This is a genomic window from Pseudomonas orientalis, from assembly GCF_022807995.1.
In the GTDB taxonomy this organism is placed as follows: Bacteria; Pseudomonadota; Gammaproteobacteria; order Pseudomonadales; family Pseudomonadaceae; genus Aquipseudomonas; species Aquipseudomonas orientalis_B.
The window spans coordinates 3611687-3631921 of sequence record NZ_CP094351.1 but is presented as its reverse complement, the minus strand read 5'-3'; the positions used below and the strand labels follow the sequence as shown (position 1 = coordinate 3631921).

General features: G+C 61.7%; 15 protein-coding genes. 3 read left to right on the top strand and 12 right to left on the bottom strand.

Annotation, left to right across the window (positions count from 1 at the left end):
- Positions 1-32: 32 nt before the first annotated feature.
- The 5 genes from MRY17_RS16050 to copC form a co-directional block, all read right to left on the bottom strand.
- Complete coding sequence (locus MRY17_RS16050; RefSeq protein ID WP_181284239.1) at positions 33-908, bottom strand: SMP-30/gluconolactonase/LRE family protein; 876 nt, start codon at positions 906-908, stop codon at positions 33-35.
- A gap of 30 nt (positions 909-938) precedes the next feature.
- The gene (locus tag MRY17_RS16045; protein ID WP_181284240.1) at positions 939-1754 is read right to left on the bottom strand and encodes an NAD-dependent epimerase/dehydratase family protein; all 816 of its coding nucleotides are present in this window, start codon (positions 1752-1754) and stop codon (positions 939-941) included.
- Positions 1755-2101: 347 nt separating this feature from the next.
- Entirely contained in the window at positions 2102-3364 is a 1263-nt protein-coding gene (locus MRY17_RS16040; protein ID WP_181284241.1) for an OprD family porin, read from the bottom strand.
- Between the two features lie 268 nt (positions 3365-3632).
- Entirely contained in the window at positions 3633-4490 is an 858-nt protein-coding gene (gene copD / locus MRY17_RS16035) for a copper homeostasis membrane protein CopD (protein WP_243352473.1), read from the bottom strand.
- 3 nt (positions 4491-4493) lie between these two features.
- On the bottom strand, positions 4494-4859 hold the full coding sequence (copC, locus tag MRY17_RS16030) for a copper homeostasis periplasmic binding protein CopC (protein WP_191951959.1): 366 nt from the start codon (positions 4857-4859) through the stop codon (positions 4494-4496).
- Positions 4860-4975: 116 nt separating this feature from the next.
- On the opposite strand from copC, the gene MRY17_RS16025 reads away from it, so the two are divergent.
- Positions 4976-5596, top strand: a complete 621-nt coding sequence (locus tag MRY17_RS16025; protein WP_191951958.1) for a TetR/AcrR family transcriptional regulator — start codon at positions 4976-4978, stop codon at positions 5594-5596.
- 277 nt (positions 5597-5873) lie between these two features.
- Here MRY17_RS16025 and preA read toward each other — a convergent pair whose 3' ends face one another.
- From preA to hydA, 3 genes are all read right to left on the bottom strand, one after another.
- A complete protein-coding gene (gene preA / locus MRY17_RS16020; RefSeq protein WP_181285090.1) occupies positions 5874-7148 on the bottom strand; it encodes an NAD-dependent dihydropyrimidine dehydrogenase subunit PreA in 1275 nt (424 codons plus the stop codon).
- The gene (locus MRY17_RS16015) at positions 7148-8515 is read right to left on the bottom strand and encodes an NAD(P)-dependent oxidoreductase (protein WP_243352472.1); all 1368 of its coding nucleotides are present in this window, start codon (positions 8513-8515) and stop codon (positions 7148-7150) included. The genes preA and MRY17_RS16015 overlap by 1 nt, the downstream gene beginning before the upstream one ends.
- A 158-nt stretch (positions 8516-8673) precedes the next feature.
- Positions 8674-10113, bottom strand: coding sequence for a dihydropyrimidinase (hydA, locus tag MRY17_RS16010; protein WP_243352471.1), 1440 nt, complete (start codon positions 10111-10113; stop codon positions 8674-8676).
- Positions 10114-10715: 602 nt separating this feature from the next.
- Here hydA and MRY17_RS16005 point away from each other — a divergent pair.
- Both MRY17_RS16005 and MRY17_RS16000 read left to right on the top strand, forming a co-directional pair.
- Positions 10716-12203 carry an NCS1 family nucleobase:cation symporter-1 gene (locus tag MRY17_RS16005; RefSeq protein ID WP_191956727.1) on the top strand — a complete coding sequence of 496 codons (1488 nt, stop codon included), beginning with the start codon at positions 10716-10718 and terminating at the stop codon, positions 12201-12203.
- A gap of 160 nt (positions 12204-12363) precedes the next feature.
- Positions 12364-13647 carry a Zn-dependent hydrolase gene (locus tag MRY17_RS16000; protein WP_181285086.1) on the top strand — a complete coding sequence of 428 codons (1284 nt, stop codon included), beginning with the start codon at positions 12364-12366 and terminating at the stop codon, positions 13645-13647.
- 122 nt (positions 13648-13769) lie between these two features.
- Here MRY17_RS16000 and MRY17_RS15995 read toward each other — a convergent pair whose 3' ends face one another.
- The 4 genes from MRY17_RS15995 to MRY17_RS15980 form a co-directional block, all read right to left on the bottom strand.
- Positions 13770-14228, bottom strand: coding sequence for an REP-associated tyrosine transposase (locus MRY17_RS15995; protein ID WP_243352470.1), 459 nt, complete (start codon positions 14226-14228; stop codon positions 13770-13772).
- A 205-nt stretch (positions 14229-14433) separates the two neighbouring features.
- On the bottom strand, positions 14434-15852 hold the full coding sequence (locus MRY17_RS15990) for an efflux transporter outer membrane subunit (RefSeq protein WP_243352469.1): 1419 nt from the start codon (positions 15850-15852) through the stop codon (positions 14434-14436).
- On the bottom strand, positions 15836-17005 hold the full coding sequence (locus tag MRY17_RS15985) for an efflux RND transporter periplasmic adaptor subunit (RefSeq protein ID WP_243352468.1): 1170 nt from the start codon (positions 17003-17005) through the stop codon (positions 15836-15838). The genes MRY17_RS15990 and MRY17_RS15985 overlap by 17 nt, the downstream gene beginning before the upstream one ends.
- The gene (locus MRY17_RS15980) at positions 16995-20216 is read right to left on the bottom strand and encodes an efflux RND transporter permease subunit (protein WP_243352467.1); all 3222 of its coding nucleotides are present in this window, start codon (positions 20214-20216) and stop codon (positions 16995-16997) included. Before MRY17_RS15980 ends, MRY17_RS15985 begins: the two co-directional genes overlap by 11 nt.
- Between the last annotated feature and the right edge of the window lie 19 nt (positions 20217-20235).

The following is a 20235-nucleotide window of genomic DNA, read 5'->3' as shown; positions in this document are numbered from 1 at the left end:
GTTATTGTTGTATTCAAGGCACAGCGATGCAGCTAGAGGATGAAGCGGGGTTCGGGCAGTCCCTGGACGCCGGGGTTGAGGGCGAACACGCCGCCGGACAATGACTGCTCACTCGGGTCGTCACGGATCGAGGTGACGTACAAGGTGTCCAGGCGACTGCCGCCAAAGGCGCACATGGTGGGCTTTTTCACCGGTACGTGGTGCGACTGGTCGAGGCGACCGTCCGGGGTGAAGCGGTGGACCAGGCCGGCATCGTTGGCACAGATCCAATAGCAGCCGTCCGCGTCGACCGCCGCGCCGTCTGGCCGACCGAGGTATTGATGCATGTCCACGAATACGCGGCGGTTGGACGGCGTGCCGGTATCGATGTCGTAGTCGAACGCCCAGATCTGCTGCACCAATGGGTGCGAGTCCGATGCGTACATCGTACGGCCGTCGGGGCTGAAGGCCAGGCCGTTCAGGGTAATGAAACCGTCCAGTTGGGCATGGGGCGCCGAGCCTGCTGCGTAGCGATACAAGATGCCTTCGGCTGCGTTCAAACCCATGTTCAGCACCATGCTGCCGGCCCAGAAACGGCCCTGGCGATCACAGCGGCCGTCGTTGAGGCGCATGTCCGGACGTGGATGCGTGACACTTGCCAGGGGCGTGGTGTCGAGGCTGCCGTTCTTGTGCGCGGTGAGCTGGAAGAAGCCGGTTTCCATCCCTGCGACCCAGTTGCCCGCCTCGGTGCGTGCAATACAGGCGAGCATTTGCGGGGCTTGCCACGTTGCGACCTGGCCTGTGGCCGCATCCCAGCGCTGCAGGCAGCGGTTGGGGATATCCACCCAGTAAAGGGCATTTTCCTCGGGCACCCACACCGGGCATTCGCCCACGGCGTTGCGGGCGTCGACAATCAATTCTGCACTCATCGCCACTCATTCCCTTGGGTTGCCGTGAACTCAGTCACCGAACGGGCCTGCCGCGCAGAACGCGCCGCCCTGGTAGATTTTAGCCGGGTCATCATCCGCCACCGGCGGCTGGGCCTCGACCTGGGCGCGGAACACTTCGGAGCTGTCCCTGGGTGCAAAGCCCAGGTGCGCGGCGTAGCGGTTGTCCCACCAAGTGTCGAGGTTATCCGACATGCCGTAGACCACGGTATGCCCCACGTCTGGGGTGTACAGCGCGCGTTCGAGCAGTTGGGTCAGGTCGTCGAAGCTCAGCCAGGTGTGCATCATCCGGCGGTTCTGCGGCTGCGGGAACGAGGAGCCGATACGAATGCTCACGGTCTGGATGCCGTAGCGGTCGAAGTAGAAACTCGCCATGTCTTCGCCATAGGACTTGGACAGTCCGTAGTAGCTGTCCGGACGGCGTGGGGAATGGGCATCAAGTTGTTCGCCCTGCTTGTAGAAACCGATCACATGGTTGGAGCTGGCGAAAATCACCCGCTTGACCCCATGACGGCGCGCGGCTTCGTAGATGTGGAAGACGCCACTGATGTTGGCACCGAGCACTTCTTCAAACGGACGCTCCACCGACACGCCGCCGAAATGCAGGATCGCATCGACGCCTTCTACCAGATGGTGCACGGCGTGTTTGTCGGAAAGATCGCAGGGCTGCACTTCTTCATGGGCGGCGGCGGGGGCCATGTCGGCGATGTCCGACAGGCGCAGTACCTTGGCGTAGGGGCGCATGCGTTCGCGCAGGACTTTGCCCAGGCCCCCGGCGGCGCCGGTGAGCAGGATGCGGTTGAAGGGAGTGGGCGTGATGGTGGTCATGGGCATTCCAATTTTTGTTGTAGGTTGTCGTATGACTATGAGGAAATAGTGTTAGGGATTCCCTGTATTGTCAACGTCCATCCAGCCTGTGAGATCAAATGTGGGAGGGGCGGTGCGACGATTCGACTTGCCCCCGATGAGGGACTGTCTGCCAATACATCTTTCACTGGCCACCGCTAACTTTTGTAGGAGCGAGCTTGCTCGCGAAAAATTCACAGGCACCGCGTTCATTCAGAAAGCACGCGTAATCGTTGACGTTTTTCGCGAGCAAGCTCGCTCCTACAGAGGGCGGTGTACAAGCCCCCTCCCACAATGGTTTTGCGCTGGCTGACAGACTGTCTGCTGCGTTAAAGCAGGGATATCGGATAGCTGACGAAGATCCGGTTCTCATCGAATTCGTTGTTGCTGAAATCCCGACGCATGGTCGAGTTCCTCCAGCGCACATTCAAATTCTTCAACGCACCACTCTGTACGGTGTAGGCCAGCTCGGACTCGCGGCCCCATTCCTTGCCATCGGTGATTGCGCCGGTGTGTACGTTACTGCCGCTGATGTAGCGGTTCATCATGGTCAAGCCGGGAATGCCGAGCACCACAAAGTTGAAGTCGTGGCGCAACTGCCAGGATTTTTCCTTGGCGTTGTCATAACTGGCGTTGTAACTGTCGTTGGCCAGGGTGCCGCCGCTGGTGCCGTTGATGCGCATCCACGCGCTGTCGCCGGTGAGTTTTTGCAGGCCGACGTAGAAGGTGTTGCCGCCGTACCTGGCCGAGAGCAGGGCGAAGGCGGTCTTGTTATCGAGGTCGCCGGCCAGCGCGCTGCCGTCTTCCTTGCCATTGAAGAAACCCAGGTTGGCGCCCAGGGTCCAGTCGCCCACCGGCTGGCTGTGAGTGAGGTTGAGGTACTGCTGCTGATAGATATCGGTGAGTTCGGCGTACCATAGGCCGACCTGGGTGCGCTTGTCATTGAACGTGTATTCGGCGCCGCCGAAGTTGAAACGGTCGGAGGTGAACGCGGCTCTGCCGTTCATGAACATGTCTTCCATGCTCGCGTCGTTGCGCGGGCTGTTGCCGCGGAACTGGCCGCCGTAGAGGGTCAGGCCGGCAATCTCGTTGGACGTCACCTGGCCGCCGCGAAAGGTCTGGGGCAGGGAGCGGCCGTCATCGGAGCGCAGGATCGGCAGTACCGGCATCCATTCGCCGACCTTCAATTCAGTCTTCGATAACCTGGTTTTCAGCGCCACGCCCAGGCGTCCGAAGTTATCGGCCGGGCGGCCGTCATCGTGCACGGGCAGCAACTGGGTGCCGGCGGTGCCTTTGCCGCCATCGAGCTTTTGCGAGTACAGGCCCAGTACGTCAATACCGAACCCTACGGTGCCACGGGTGTAGCCGGACTTGGCATCCAGGATGAAGTTCTGCGTCCACTCTTCGGCCTTGCCCTGGGGGTTGGTGGGGTTGGTGAAGTTGCGGTTGAAGTAGGCGTTGCGCAGGTTGAGCGTGGCTTTCGCGTCTTCGACAAACCCTTCGGCGTGGGCCGTGAGGGGCAGGGTGAACGCGAGGCTGCCGAGGCTGATGAGACCGAGGCGACAGGAGGAATTGCGGGCGAATTGACTCACAGTGAGGCTCCCTTTCTTTTGTTGTTTTTATTATTTGTCATACGTTGTCGTACAACATTAGGCGGGATATTTGCGGGGTTTTCGGGGCGTGTCAAGCAGAAGTTGTAGGATGACCAGGCGATCTCAATGGAAAGTGGGCACAGTCAAATGTGGGAGGGGGCTTGCCCTCGATGACGGTGTGTCTGTCAGGATTATTTTCAGCTGATACACCGCTATCGGGGGCAAGCCCCCTCCCACATTTGATCGAGTACAACCTGGGAAGCTGAGTTCAGCCGGCCATGACCATCGGCGGCAGGGTGCCCAACAGCGATACCGCCGCCACCGCTGCAACACCTAGTAACCATTCTGTCATCACACTGGCCTTCAAGCTGCTCACCCGCTGTTCGCACCGTTCCAGGCGCAACCGATTCAGCAAGGCCAGCGCCAACATGCCGCCCACGAGCAGCACCTTGATCAGCAGAATCAAGGCAAAGCCTTCAAACAGCGGGGTAGGCCACCATTGGCCGGTGAGCACGCGCACGTTGACCAGGCCGGTCACCAGCAGGCCGGCCACCAAGGCGTAACCCACGCCGCTGAAGCGCCGCAGGATTGGTCGCAGCGCAAGCGGCTGTGGCTGTCGGAGGATCAACACCAACAACAGCAACCCCCCCAGCCAGGCGCCTACGCACACCAGGTGCACCACCTGATTAAGGATCAATAATTGCCCACTCAACCCATTGAGCATGGCGCCATGGCCAACAGGCGCCAGGGTTGCCAGCAGCAGGGCGATCAACGGTAAGCGCAGGGCTGGCCAAGGCTTGATCAGCGCGATCACCAGCAGCAGGTTCAGCAGCAGATGCCATGCCCACACCTGGCCGAAGAAGGTCTTGCGCAACACCAGCTGGACCGTCGCCGGTTGCAGCGCCGCGTCCCAACCGCCGGCCATGCTGGCGGTGACCAACAGCAGCCACGCGACCCCCGAGCCAAGCCCCACCCAGGCCAGGCCTCGGGTGATGCGCAGCAGGCGCCGGTCAAGCGCCGGTTGCGCGCCTGCCCCGAGTAGCACAGGCCTGAACACACAGGCCCCGAACATCAGCAGCACAACGATGAAATGCAGGAAGCGGCACAGCACCAGCAGGGTTGCCATGACTTATTGGCCGACCTTGAAGCTGTATTCGCCGTTGCTCTTGTGGGTGTCGACCGACACCGCGTTCCACACCACCTTGTAGTTACCGGCCGCCAATGGTGCGGCAGGTGTCACCACCAGGGTTTTCTTGTCGGCGTCCGGGGTTTCCAGGCCCTTGATCGCGATTTCCGTGCCGTCCTTGCTCAGGGACACCTTGGTGAAGGTCGCCTCGACGCCTTCGCTGAACGTCAGTCGCAGGTCCTTCGGTGCGGCAACGCTGCTGTCTTTGGCGGGCGTGGAACTCTCAAGGTGCGCATGGGCAAATGCTGCAGACGCGCCCAGCAGTGAGACGAGCAGGGCCAAGGATGTCAGGGACTTCTTGATCAACATTGTTCAATACCAATCAGAGGATAGAAGTCGCCAGTGTACGAAGTTTCGGTTCGGCGTGTCGCCCCGATCTAGAGCCGGTGGTAGTCTCTAGGTCGTGTTGTTGTCAGGGAGCCCTTATGGGCAATCACAAGATCGGCATTCGGCGGGTCAACGTCGAGAAAATCCTGCTGGCGGCGGAGAAGGTCTTCGCTGAAAAAGGCTATGGCAGCACCGCCATGGCCGACATCGCCAAAGAGGCGCAACTGCCGCGCTCGAATCTGCATTACTACTTCACCACCAAGAGCGAGCTGTATAGCGCGGTGCTGTTCGACCTGCTGGACGTGTGGAAACAGGACGCTCTGAGTTTCGAAACCTTCGATGACCCGCGCGTGGTGCTCAGCAGCTACATTCGCGCCAAGATGCAGCGCTCGCGCACGCGGCCCTATGGCTCGAAAGTCTGGGCCAATGAAATCATCCACGGTGCGCCGACCCTCGGTCAGGCGCTGGATGAAAGCCTGTACGACTGGGCCAAGATGAAGGAAGCGAAAATTCGCCATTGGGTAGAAGACAAACGCATCCTGCCGGTGGAGCCGTCGAGCCTGCTGTATATGATCTGGGCGTCGACCCAGCACTATGCGGACTTCGATCACCAGGTGAATATCTTGAATGATCACCAGCCGTTGTCGGATATGCAGTTCGAGCGGGCGATTCAGACGGTGACCGGGGTGATATTGCGCGGGATTGGGTTGCAGCCTTGAGTCTTGTGGTGAGGCTGAAGGCCTCATCGGGGGCAAGCCCCAATGCCAGTCAGTTAAGGCTTTTTGTAGGAGCGAGCTTGCTCGCGAAAAACTCACAGGCACCGCGTTCATTCAGAAAGCACGCGTTATCGTTGACGTTTTTCGCGAGCAAGCTCGCTCCTACAGACGGCGGTGTACGCTTAACTGACTGGCATTAGGGCAAGCCCCCTCCCATATTTTGATTTGGAATACATTCAAGTGTGGGAGGGGGGCTTGCCCCTGATAGCGGTCTACAGGCCTACACCGCCTCCCGATAAGGATTCCTCGGATCCTGGGTCCAATTCAAAAACGGCTTGCCCGTGTCGATCGGCACCATCTCGATGCAGTCCGCCACCGGACAGGTGATCTGACACAGATTGCAGCCTACGCACTCGTCATCGATCACCTCATATTTATGCGTACCATCGACCTGCTTCAAACTGGCGATGGCCTGGTGCGACGTGTCCTCACAGGCGATATGGCAACGCCCGCAGCCAATGCACGCCTGTTGATCAATCTTCGCGATCACCTGATAGTTGATATCCAGGTATTTCCAATCGGTGGTATTGCCCACCGCGCGCCCGGAAAATGCCTGCAAACTGGCGTAACCCTGACTGTCCATCCACCGCGACAAGCCATCCTTCATTTCTTCAACGATGCGAAACCCATGCAGCATCGCCGCCGTGCACACCTGCACCGCGCCGCAGCCGAGGGCGACGAATTCGGCGGCATCACGCCAGTTGCCGATGCCGCCGATACCGCAGATCGGCAGGCCCTGGGTCTGCGGGTCACGGGCGATTTCGGCGACCATGTTCAAGGCAATCGGCTTGACCGCCGAGCCGCAGTAGCCGCCATGGGTGCTTTGCGTGCCGACCACGGGCAGGGCGACCATGCGTTCCAGGTCGACGCTGGTGATGGAGTTGATGGTATTGATCAGCGATACCGCATCCGCGCCGCCGCGATACGCCGCGCGCGCGGCCACGCGAATGTCGGTGATATTGGGCGTGAGCTTGACGATCACCGGCAGTGAGCAATAGGTCTTGCACCAGCGCGTCACCTGTTCGACATATTCCGGCACTTGGCCGACCGCCGCGCCCATACCGCGTTCGGGCATGCCATGGGGGCAACCGAAATTCAGCTCGATGCCGTCGCAGCCGGTGGCCTCGACCAGCGGCAGGATGTTTTTCCAGGACTCCTCGACACAAGGCACCATCAGCGACACGATCAAGGCGCGGTCCGGCCAATCCTTTTTCACCTGGGTGATTTCGCGCAGGTTGATCTCCAGTGAACGGTCGGTGATCAACTCGATATTGTTGATGCCCAGCACTTCGCGATTGGCCCCATAGTGAGCCGAGTAGCGCGACGACACATTGACCGCCGCCGGGTCTTCGCCCAGGGTTTTCCACACCACGCCGCCCCAGCCGGCCTCGAACGCGCGCACCACGTTGTAGGCTTTGTCGGTGGGCGGTGCGGAGGCCAGCCAGAACGGGTTGGGGGCTTTGATACCGGCGAACACAATCGACAGATCGGCCATTACGCGGCCTCCACATTAAGCATAAGTTGGGCATGCATGGCCTCGGCGGCCAGCTTGCCGTGTTGCACCGCCTGCACGGTGAGGTCCTGGCCGAGGCTGACGCAATCACCGCCGGCATAGATGCCGGGAATGCTGGTGCGCAGGTGTTCATCGACAAAAATGCGTTCACCCACGCGATGCAGTTGCCGGGCCAGTGGATCGTGCAGCGCTTCGTTATCAAAGCCTTGGCCGATGGCCTTGAAGATGGCATCGGCCGCCAGCTCGAAGGTTTCGCCGGTGGGCAGCAGGCGTGCGTTTTCCATGTGCGTGCGGGCAAAGCGCATGCCGCGGACTCGGCCCTCGTCGTCAAGCAAGACCTCTTCGGGCTGGGCCCAGGTCAACAGGCGTACCTGATTGGCCTTGGCAATGTCCTGCTCATGTTGGGTCGCGCCCATGTCGGCCACACCACGGCGGTACACGAGGTTGACGTCGCGGGCACCGAGGCGCGCCATTTGCACGGCCATGTCGATGGCGGTGTTGCCGGCGCCGAGCACGATGCAGCGGTCGGCCAACGGCAGTTGGGATAGGTCATCGGCTTGACGCAGCTCGCGGATATAGTCGGTGGCGGCGAGCACGCCGGGGGCATCCTCATGGGGCAGGCCGAGGTGTTTGCCGGCTGCCAGGCCGAGGCCGAGAAACACCGAATCAAATTGCGCGTGCAGCTCGCTCAGGCTGAGGTTGTCACCCAGGCGCTGGCCGTGACGGATCTCGATGCCGCCGATTTGCAGGAGGAAATCCAGTTCCTTCTGGGCGAAGTCGTCCACCAGTTTGTACTTGGCGATCCCGTATTCATTCAGGCCACCGGCTTTTTCCCGGGCTTCGAAAATCACCACGTCATGACCATGCAAGGCGGCGCGATGGGCACACGCCAGACCGGCAGGCCCTGCACCGACCACGGCGATACGTTTGCCGGTGGGCGCGGCGCGTTGGAAAGGGTGTTCGCTGAAGTGGGCGTTGTCCACGGCGTAGCGTTGCAGCAGGCCGATCAGCACCGGGGCGCATTCTTCGGCGTTATTGCGCACGCAGGCTTGCTGGCAGAGGATCTCCGTGGGACAGACGCGCGCGCAACTGCCACCCAGGATGTTGGCCGATAGGATTTTCTGCGCGGCGCCTTGCACATTTTCGGTGTGGATATTGCGGATAAACGACGGGATATCAATGTCGCTTGGGCACGCGTTCACGCACGGCGCGTCGTAGCAATACAGACAGCGCGAGGCTTCCAGTCGGGCCTGGCGGGCGTTGAGGGGCGGCGCCAGGTCGGTGAACTGACTGGCGAGGGTAGCCCCGTCTTCGCGGGGGTGGGGGAGATGGGTCAGGGTCTGGATCACGGTAGTGGCCTCACGGTTTTTGGTTTGCCTCTAACTGGGCATTTTTATTGCCTGTACTGGCCTCATCGGGGGCAAGTCGAATCGTCGCACCGCCCCTCCCACACTTGATCGGGTTCACATAGATCCAATGTGGGAGGGGCTTGCCCCCGATAGCGGTGTCAGCGTTTCACAGCCACTGGCTTGGAGAGCGCTGCCCGCTTGCTCAACTGCTCGAACACCGACGGATACGCCGGCCGCTGCACATACCGCCCGGCGCCACGCTCGGCGCGCAGGTCGCCATCGGCCCAGACCAGATTGCCCTGGCTGATGGTATGGCTCGGCACGCCGCGTACGGTCTTGCCTTCGAAGATGTTGAAGTCAACCTGCTGATGATGAGTCTTGGCGGAAATGGTGCGGGTGCCCTCAGGGTCCCACAGCACCAGGTCGGCATCGGCGCCCACGCGGATCGCGCCCTTGCGCGGGTAGAGGTTGAAGATCTTCGCGGTGTTGGTGGAGGTCAGCGCGACGAATGCCTGCATCGACAGGCGTCCGGTGTTGACGCCTTCGTGCCACAGCAGCGCCATGCGGTCTTCGATGCCGGCGGTGCCATTGGGGATCTTGCTGAAGTCGTCACGCCCGACGGCCTTTTGCTCGGCGCAGAAGCAGCAGTGGTCGGTGGCGGTGGTGTGCAGGTTGCCCGATTGCAAGCCGTGCCAGAGTGCCTCTTGATGCCCGCGCGGGCGGAACGGCGGGCTCATCACGTAGCCGGCGGCGGTCTGCCAGTCGGGGTGTTGATAGACGCTGTCGTCCAGCAGCAAGTGGCCGGCGAGCACTTCACCGTAGACCACCTGGCCCTTGCCGCGCGCATAGGTGATTTCGTCGAGGGCTTCCCGGGTGGAGACGTGTACCAGGTACAAGGGCGTACCGAGGGTCTCGGCGATGCGGATCGCACGGCTGGCCGCTTCGCCCTCCACCTGGGAAGGGCGCGACAGCGGATGCGCTTCCGGCCCGGTGATGCCCTGGGCGAGCAATTTGCGTTGCAGGTGGTAGACCAGTTCGCCGTTTTCCGCATGCACCGTGGGCACCGCGCCCAATTCCAGGCAGCGCTCGAAACTGGCCACCAGGGTGTCGTCCGCCGCCATGATTGCGTTCTTGTAGGCCATGAAATGCTTGAAGCTGTTGATGCCGTGATGGCTGACCAGTTCGGCCATTTCCTCGCGCACCTGTTCGCTCCACCAGGTGATCGCCACATGGAAGCCGTAGTCGGACGCCGACTTCTCGGCCCAGCCGCGCCATTGGTGGAACGCCTCCATCAGGGACTGCTGCGGGTTGGGAATCACGAAGTCGATGATTGAGGTGGTACCGCCGGCCAGACCCGCCGCCGTGCCGCTGAAAAAGTCTTCACTGGCCACCGTGCCCATGAACGGCAATTGCATATGGGTATGGGGATCGATGCCGCCGGGCATCAAGTATTGACCGCTGCCATCGAGTGTTTCAGTGCCGGCGGGAATATCCAGGTCTGTGCCAATTGCACGTATCAGACCGTCTGCACAAAACACATCGGCGCGGTAACTTTCATCATGGGTAATAACGGTGGCGCCACGGATCAACAGCGACATGTCGAGTTCCTCACAGGCTTGACCGGCTTGTGCCAGTTCTAAGTGTTGTAATACGGTTCACCGAGAATGGTTTTATTCCTGTCATCGGTGACAGGAATAGAAACTAGCCCGAGTTTTTCGATTGGGCAAGAATATTTTTATCAGTCTGGTTGTTTAGCTAACATATTGATTTTTATATATAAAAATCTAATTTCACCAAAATTGCGCAAGGGGATACCATTTTGACGCACTTGACAGGTTGTTGATTTGAGCAACATTTCTTATTGCAAATCAGCCGCTTGAGAGATGGCGCTTGACGGGGCCGGGAAATAAAAATAATTGTGTTGCACCAGATTGAGTCCTGAAGGTTCGAATAACTTTCATGCTGGCGCGCCTGAGTCGCACGGCAAGTTCCGAATCCGCAATCGGGCAATCGGATAAAGCTGATTAACATCAGCCAGTTATATATGCAGTGTGGGTCGCGAAGCGGTTGTCGGCACGGTTATTGAGTGCAGTGGCGGCTGGCCGGGCCTGAGATGTCATGTTGTTTACGAGGTACTCCGGCCACCTGCCTTAACCGCGCAGGTGAGCAACAATAATTTTAAAAAAACCGTGGAGCGGCCATGCAACAGAACAGATCGCAAGTCATCGAACGCAACGGCCTGTACGAACTCGACGCCGGCCCTGACGTCCTCGACAGCCCTCGCTACAACCACGACATGGCACCGACCAAGGTGCACGAACGCACCTGGAACAAATGGCATATCACGGCGCTGTGGGTCGGCATGTCGATCTGTGTGCCCACCTACACCCTGGGCGGTGTGCTCACCGCGTACTTCGGTTTGTCGGTGGGCGAAGCGCTGATGGCGATTTTGCTGGCCAACATCGTGGTGCTGATCCCACTGACCCTCAATGCGTTTCCTGGTACGAAGTACGGCATCCCGTTTCCGGTGCTGTTGCGCTCATCGTTCGGCATCCTTGGCTCCAACGTGCCGTGTCTGATTCGCGCACTGGTGGCATGCGGGTGGTTTGGTATCCAGACGATGTTCGGCGGGCTGGCGATTCACTTGTTCCTGGGGTCGATTTTCGACGGCTGGAAGTCCCTCGGCGGTACCGGGGAGGTGATTGGTTTCATGGTGTTCTGGTGCCTGAATCTGTGGGTGGTGCTGCGTGGCGCCGAGTCGATCAAGCGCCTGGAAACCCTGTCGGCGCCGTTGCTGGTCGCTGTGGGCATTGGCTTGCTGGTGTGGGCGATGCCGAATGTGTCGATCAGCGAACTGATGGCGATTCCGCCCAAGCGTCCCGAAGGGGCGAGTCTCACCGGTTACTTCATGGCCGGCCTCACCGCCATGGTGGGTTTCTGGGCCACGTTGTCGCTGAATATCCCTGACTTCAGCCGCTACGCCAAAAGCCAGAAGGACCAGATCCTCGGGCAGGTTTTCGGCCTGCCGCTGACCATGTTCCTGTTCGCCGCCCTGGGCGTGATCATGACGGCTGCCTCGGTGAAACTGGTGGGGGTCAGCGTGTCCGACCCGGTCACCCTGATCGGGCATATCCAGAGCCCGGTGTGGGTCGCCATTGCCATGGCGCTGATCATCATCGCCACCCTGTCCACCAACACGGCGGCGAACATCGTTTCGCCGACCAACGACTTTCAGAACATCGCGCCCAAGCTGATCAACCGCACCACGGCGGTGATTCTGACCGGTCTGGTGGGGTTGGCGCTGATGGCCCATGAGCTGCTGAAAAAGCTCGGGCTGATCGTGTCCGATGTCAGCCTCGAGACCGTGTATTCCAACTGGTTGCTCGGCTACTCCAGCCTGCTGGGGCCGATTGCCGGGATCATGGTGGTGGACTACTTCATCACCCGCAGGCAGCAGTTGGACCTGGCGGGACTCTACCGTGACGACGTGTACCCGGCCTGGAACAACAGCGGTTTTATCGCGTTCGGCGTGCCGGTGGTGCTGACCTTGCTGTCCTTGGGCAGCGACGCGTTCAGCTGGTTCTACAGCTACGGCTGGTTCACCGGTTCGGCGTTGGGCGGGGTGCTGTATTACGCGCTGAACGCCAGGCGCGCGATCACGCCAGTCGTAGCCAAATCATCCTTGTGAACACAGTCCAAAATGTGGGAGGGGGCTTGCCCCCGATTGCAGTGTGTCAATCAACTCACCTGTAACTGAACCACCGCTATCGGGGGGCAAGCCCCCTCCCACATTTTGACCAGTTTTCATTGTTGGAATCGTGTCAATTCAAGCCTGAGGAGAACCCCCCATGAACGCTGCCCTCGACGTTCTGCAATCGACCCATCAGCACATCAACCGCGACCGTTTGTGGCAGTCGCTGATGGACCTGGCCAAGCTCGGCGCCACCCCAAAGGGCGGGGTGTGCCGCCTGGCCCTCACCGACCTCGACCGCAAGGCCCGCGACCTGTTCGTGCAGTGGTGCGAGGCGGCCGGTTGCACGGTGACCGTCGACGGTATCGGCAACATCTTCGCCCGGCGCCCGGGGCGCAATCCCGACCTGCCGCCGGTGATGACCGGCAGCCATATCGATACCCAGCCCACGGGCGGCAAGTTCGACGGTTGCTTCGGCGTGTTGGCCGGTGTGGAAGTGCTGCGTACCCTCAATGACCTCAAGCTCGAGACCGAGGCACCGCTGGAGGTGGTGGTGTGGACCAACGAAGAAGGCTCGCGCTTTCCACCGTGCATGATGGGCTCCGGGGTGTTCGCCGAGAAATTCAGCCTGGCCGATACCCTGGCCAAGGTGGATGTGGACGGCGTCTCGGTTGGCGAAGCGCTGAACGCCATCGGCTATGCGGGAACGCGCCCTGAGAGCGGGCACAGAGTCGGGGCTTATTTCGAGGCGCATATCGAACAGGGGCCGATTCTCGAGGATGAGAAAAAAACCATCGGCGTGGTGCTTGGAGCCCTCGGGCAGAAGTGGTTCGACCTGAAGCTGCGCGGCGTCGAAGCGCACGCGGGGCCGACGCCGATGCACCTGCGCAAGGATGCGCTGGTGGGCGCCGCCGCAGTGGTCGCCGCGGTGAACGCCGCAGCGTTGGAGCACCAGCCGCATGCCTGCGGCACCGTGGGTTGCCTGCAGGCGTATCCCGGTTCGCGCAATGTGATTCCCGGCGAGGTGCGCATGACCCTGGATTTTCGTCACCTGGAGCCGGCGCGCCTGGATTCGATGATTGCCCAGGTGCGCAAGGTGATCGATGAAACCTGCGACAAACATGGCTTGAGTTTTGAACTGGAGCCCACCGCCGACTTCCCGCCGCTGTACTTCGACCCAGGCTGCGTGGACGCCGTGCGCGATGCGGCCAATGGCCTGGGTTTGTCGCACATGGACATTGTCAGCGGGGCAGGGCACGACGCGATTTTCGTCGCCGAGCTGGGCCCGGCGGGAATGATCTTTGTGCCGTGCGAGGGTGGGATCAGCCACAACGAAATCGAGAATGCCGCACCGGATGACCTGGCGGCGGGATGTGCGGTGTTGTTGCGTGCCATGGTGGCGGCTTCAGCAGCCATCGCCAGCGGCAAGCTCGCAGCCTGAGAATGCGGTAAAAAATGTGGGAGGGGGCTTGCCCCCGATGGCGGTGGGTCAGTCACAGATGTGCTTACTGACACTCCCTCATCGGGGGCAAGCCCCCTCCCACATTTGAACTGTGTTTGACGTCAGATCCAGATGGCATCCCACAAGGGGTAATCGCCAATCCGCTCCACCAACCTTGCCCGCAATGGATTGGCCACCACATAGCGGGCTATTTTCACCAGGTCATCTTCTTTGCGCAGCGCCCGGTCGTGGAAGCTTTCCTGCCATAGCCGGCCCTTGCGTCCGGTGGCGCCGTTGACGCAGCGCGTGCTCTTGGATTTCACCTGTCGCATCAGATCCGCCAGTGAGCCTTTTCGTAGCTCGATAATCCAATGAAAGCGGTCGGGCATTACCACCCACGCCAAAGAGTTCGCCAGCCCTTGGTACTGAGCCAGGCGAAACTGCCAGACCACCAGGCGACCGAGATGGAAATTGTTGAATATCGGTATGCGTTCGTGAGTGTTGGTGGTGATGAGGTAGATACGGTTGGGTTCGCTGAAACGTCCGATGCGCAGGCGGTGTGACGCGGGTAAATCTGCCATTCCCTGGCCCTCTCAACAAGTGTCTGGAGAGGCTAGGTCGCCGAGCAAGAGGTCGGCGGCCAGGCTTTTGGCAGGATGTGTCTGGAGGGCCGCTATCGGGGGCAAGCCCCCTCCCACATGGGTCCGGCTGTGTTCGTACATTTTGTGTCAGGCGCGGAACCAGTGTGGGAGGGGGCTTGCCCCCGATTGGATTTAAATCACAGCATCAGGCGCCAGGTTGCCACCCACCCCCCAACGCCGTCACCAGCCCCACGCTCGCCTGCAACTGCCGCGTCTGCACTGCCTGCAACGTCCTCTGCGCCTGCAAGGCCGCCGTCTGCGCGGTGACCACATCCAGGTAACTCACGGCTCCCGCCTCATAACTGTTCATCGCCAGCGCCTGGGTGTGCTGCGCCGCGTCCGCCGCTGCCTGTTCATCCTGGGCCTGTTGCTGCAAGTCGCGCAGTTGGGCCAGGTTGTCTTCCACTTCGCGCACGGCTTTCAGGACCTGGCTGCGGTATTGCGCCGATGCTTCTTCAAACTCGGCCCTGGCCTGGCGTTCGTTGGCACTCAGGCGCCCGCCATCAAGGATGGGCAGGTTCATCAGCGGCCCCAGCGCCCAATAGCGATTGCCCGCTGAAAGCAGATTGCCCACGCCCTGGGTCTGGCCGCCAATCAACCCGGTCAGACTGAAATCCGGATACCACGCCGCCTTGGCCACGCCGATAGAGGCATTGGCTGCGAACACTCGTCGTTCCGCCGCTGCGATATCCGGGCGACGTTGCAGCAGGTGGCTCGGCAGTTGCGCTGGGATCCCTGGCAAGGCCATTAACTGCGGGCTGGGCGGCAATGAAAAGTTGCTGGCCGCCACGCCCACCAATTCGCCGATGGCATGCTCGGTCAGGTTGCGCTGCCCACGCACTTCATCCAGTTGCGCCCGGGCCTCGGCCAGTTGATTTTGCGCACGGGTGAGGTCCAGTTCCGAGGCGATCTGGCCTTCATAACGGCTGCGGGTGAGTTGCAGTGCCTGGCTGAAATCCTCCAGCGAGTGCGTGAGAATCCGGCTCTGCGCATCCAGCCCATTGAGTTGCACATACAGCGTTGCCAACTGCCGTTGCAGGCTCAGGCGCGCCACGGCCAGGTCATCGCCGGATGCCTGGGCCTGGGCATCGCCGGCCGCGACCTGATTGCGGATCTTGCCCCACAGGTCCAGCTCGTAGCTCAACGAGAATCCGGCGGTGTCGCTGTTGTACGCCGACGGTTGCGTCGTGCCGCGCAACGGCCTCGAATCCGATTGCCGCTGGCGCAACGGCTGGGCGCTGGCGGTGAGCTGCGGGAACAGCCCCGCATGCAGTTGACTGGCGTACGCCTGGGACGCATCGAAATGCGCCAGCGCCGCAGCCAGGTCCGGGTTGGCCTTGAGCAGTTGTTGTTGCAGCGCATCGAGCGTTGGGTCGTTGTACAGTTTCCACCACTGCGGCGCCAATGAGTCGGATGGTTGCGCGCTGTGCCACGGGCCGTCGCTGGTCTGTTCGCGATAACCGGCCGGCAGGTCAACCGACGTCACCCGGTAGGTGGGCGCCATGGAGCAGCCTTGCAAGGCCAGCAGCATCAATGCCGCAAACGGGTTAAGCCTTGGGCGCATGGGCACCCCCGGTGGCGCCGGCCAGTTGTACCGGGTCGCCTTCGCGCAGGGCATCGGGCGGGTTGTCGATGATGCGGTCGGCGGGTTTCAGGCCCTGGTCGATCACCAGGCGTTCGCCCAGGTCCAGGCCGATATGAATGGCTTGCAGGTGCACATGGTTGTGCCCGTCCAGCACCGCGACCTGGGTGCCCTGGGCACGGAAGATCAACGCGCTGGCCGGGATGCTCACGCCATGGGTATCCGCCGGAATCGGCAAGGTCGCCTCGGCATAATCGCCGGGCAGCAGTTCTGCGTTCGGGTTGTCGACGACGAACTGCGCGAGCAGGGTGCCGGAGCGTCGGTCGATGGCGGTGGAGTCGCCGATCAGGCGCGCCTTGAAGTGTTCCGCCGGATGTTCGGGCACCGTCAGCTCGGCTTCCAGGCCTGGGTGGATCACCGCTGCGTAGTTCTGTGGCACCGGCACGTACAGGCGCAACTGGTGGGTGTCGGCAATGCTGAATAGCTCCGGATCGCTGTCGGTGTCGGCCTTGATCAACTGGCCGATGTCGGTGTTGCGCGCAGTGATCGTGCCGGCGAACGGCGCGCGCAGGGTCTTGTAGCTTTCCAGCGCACACAGCCGCGCATAGTCGGCGGCGGCTGCCTGGGCATTGGCTTTGGCGGCGGCGGCATCCGAGCTTTTCTCATCGGCTTCCTGGCGCGACACGGAATGGCTGGCCAGCAGGTGTTGCCAGCGCGTGGCCGTGGTGGCGGCCAGGCGCGCATTGGCCTGTTCCTGGACCAGGTGGGCGTGGGTCTGCGCCAGTTGCTGGTCAAGGTCCGGGCTGTCGATTTGCGCGAGGATTTGCCCGGCCTTGACCTGGCTGCCGATATCGACTTTCCAGTCTTTCAGATAACCGCTGACCCGCGCATGGATCGGCGCCTTGCTCCAGGCTTCCAGGTGCGCCGGCAAACGCAGCGTATCGCCGACGGCATTCTGTTCGGGCTGGAACACCATGACCTGCGGGATGGCCGCGGTTTCAGTCCAGGCGGTCACCGCTTGTTCATGCAGCGTGCGGGCGTGCAAGCCGTTGGCGACCAACAGGGCGGCCAGGGTCAGGCCGCCGACACCCATGAGCATCAGACGCTTGCGCGAGGGTTTTTGATCAGACGACATGAGAGGTTTCTCCACCAATAGCGCGAGTAGGGTGACGACCGTGGACCAGGCTGAAGACCACGGGAACAAACAACAAAGTGGCGATGGTGGCGAAGATCAGGCCGCCGATCACGGCACGGCCCAGGGGCGCGTTCTGTTCCTCGGACAGCGCCAGGGGCAGCATGCCGATGATCATCGCCAGGGCAGTCATGCACACCGGGCGAAAGCGCGTGTAACCGGCCTCCATCGCAGCTTTCAAGGCATCGCCATGTTCTGCCAGGCGTTCACGACAGAAGCTCACCACCAGGATCGAGTTGGCGGTGGCCACGCCCATGCACAAGATCGCGCCGGTCAGGGCCGGCACCGATAACGAGGTGCCGCTGAGAAACAGCATCCACACGATCCCCGCCAGTGCCGCGGGTAACGCGGTGATGATCACAAAGGGGTCGGCCCAGGACTGGAAGTTGACCACGATCAGCAGGTAGATCAGCACCACGGCGCCGAGCAGGCCGAAGCTCAAGCCGCTGAACGCTTTGTGCAGCGCGTCGATCTGACCGTGCAGGCTGATCGTCGCGCCTTTGGGACGCATGGACGCGGTGTCATCCAGGACTTTTTGCACATCGCGGGCGACGCCGCCGAGGTCGCGGCCCTGCACGTTGGCGTACAGGTCCAGGGTGGGTTCGATGTTGTAGTGCGTCACCACCGCCGGGCTTTGTACGCGCGAAATAGTCGCCACGCCGCCGAGGATCTGGGACTGGCCATCGGCACCGGTCACCGGCAGGGCCTCCAGCGAGGGCAGGCTGTCGAGGCGGTATTGCGGCGTTGCGGCCACGATCGAGTAGGACACGCCATTGGCCGGATTCAGCCAGAACGTGGGGGCCACCTGGGAGCTGCCGGCGAGGGAGGCGACCATGCTGTTGGTCACGTCTTTCTCGGTGATGCCCAGGCCGTTGGCGCGCAGGCGATCCACATTCACCTGCAGCGACGGGTAACCGGTGGACTGCTGAATACGCAGGTCCGCGATGCCGGGGACGTGTTGCAGGCGCCGTTCGAGTTCCACGGCATAGGCGCGGTTTTCTGCATCGTTGCGCCCGGAAATCTTCACGTCCAGCGGTGCCGGCGCGCCGAAGTTGAGGATCTGGCTGCTGATGTCTGCCGGCAGGAACGCAAAGTGGCTGCCGGGGAAGCTTTGCGGCAGGGCCTCACGCAGTCGTTTCACGTAATCGGCGGTGGGCGCGTGGTCCTTCTTCAGTGTGACCTGAATGTCGCCGTCCTGCGGGCCGATGGTGCCGCTGCTGCTGTAGGCCATGTCGATGCCGCTGAGCGGGATACCGATGTTGTCGACGATCGTGTCCAGCTCCTGCGCCGGGATCACCTCGCGAATCCGCGCTTCGATGCGGTCGAACGCGGCGGCGCTTTCCTCGATACGCGTACCCAGCGGCAAGCGAACATGCAGCGCCAGTGCGCCGGCATCGGTGGCCGGGAAAAAATCCTGGCCCAGGCTTGACAGCAGCACGAAGGAGGCCAGTACGCAGGCGAGAAAACCGACGATAAAGCGCTTGCGCGCGCCGAGCGCGAGCATCAGCAGGCCGTGGTAAGTGTCGCGGATGTTCGAGAAATGCCGTTCGAACCCTTGCTGGAAATTCAGTACCCCTTGCAGTACGGCATGGCGCGGCTTGCGGTGCTGTTCGCCCTCGTGGTGGTTGATGAATGGATCTTCCGGATGATGCCCCGGGCCTTGCTCCGGTACGTGGGGCTTGAGCAGAAACATCGCCAGCGTCGGCACCAGGGTGCGCGAGAGAATGAACGAACTGGCCATGGCAAAGATCACCGCCAGCGCCATCGGCCGGAACAGGTACCCGGCGATGCCTTGCAGCAGGAACATCGGCACGAACACGATGCAAATGCACAGCAGCGAGACGAACGCCGGACCGACGATTTGTGCGGCACCGTCGAGGATCGCGGTCTTCACCGACTTGCCTTGTTCCAGGTGCCAGTTGATGTTTTCGATGGTCACCGTGGCGTCGTCCACCAGAATACCCACCGCCAGTGCCAGCCCGCCCAGGGTCATCACATTCAGGGTTTGCCCGCTGACCGCCAGCAGCGCGATGGCCGAGAGTACTGCCAGCGGAATCGACGCGGCGATGATCAAGGTAGAGCGCCAGCTGCCGAGAAACAGCAGGATCATCGCACTGGTCAGCAGGGCGGCGATGATGCCTTCCTGGGCCACGCTGCCCACCGACTGCTTGACGAACACCGAGGCGTCGCCCAGCAGCGAGGTCTTGAGCGACGGCGGCAGGGTTTCGTTGATACGCGGCAGCATCTGGCGGATGCCGTCGATGATCGAGAGCGTAGAAATACTGCCGTTCTTCAACGCCGGCATCAGTACCGCGCGGTGGCCGTCGACGCGCACGATATTGGTCTGCGGTGGCGAGCCGTCCCGCACGTGGGCCACTTGGCCGATGGTGATGATCGCGCCGTCGACGTTCTTGATCGGCAAGTCGTTGAGCTCATCGATGGCCTTGGGGCTGTTGTTCAGTAGGATCGTGTATTCGTTGACGCCGAGCTTGGCGGTGCCCACCGGGATGATCTGGTTCTGCAGCGCCAGGGCGTTGCCCACGTCCTGGGCCGACAAACCTTTGGCCGCCAGGGCCTGGGGATCGAGGTCCAGGGTGATCTGGCGTTGCTTGCCGCCCATCGGCGTGGGCATCGCCAGGCCGGGCAGGGCGCCCAGCGGCAGGCGGATATTGTTCTGCACCAGGTCGCGGATCCTGGCTTCCGACAGGCTCGGGCTGGAGAACGCCATTTGCAGGATCGGTACCGTGGACGCGCTGTAGTTGAGGATCAGCGGCGGAGTGATACCCGGTGGCATCTGCTTGAGCACGGTTTGTGACACCGCCGTGACCTGGGCATTCGCCGTGCGGATATCCACGCCGGGCTGAAAGAATATCTTGACGATGCCCATGCCCGGCAGGGATTGCGATTCGATATGTTCGATGTCATTGACGGTGGTGCTCAGGGAGCGTTCGTAGGTGTAGATCACCCGTCCGGCCATGGCGTCCGGCGACAGGCCGTTGTACTGCCAGACCACGGCGACCACGGGGATACCGATATCGGGGAACACATCCGTGGGTGTACGCAAGGCCGCCATGGGCCCGATGATGCAGATGAATATGGCCAGCACGATAAACGTGTACGGCTTGTGCAGTGCGGTCTTTACCAGCCCGAGCATGCGTGAGTCTCCGAGAAAA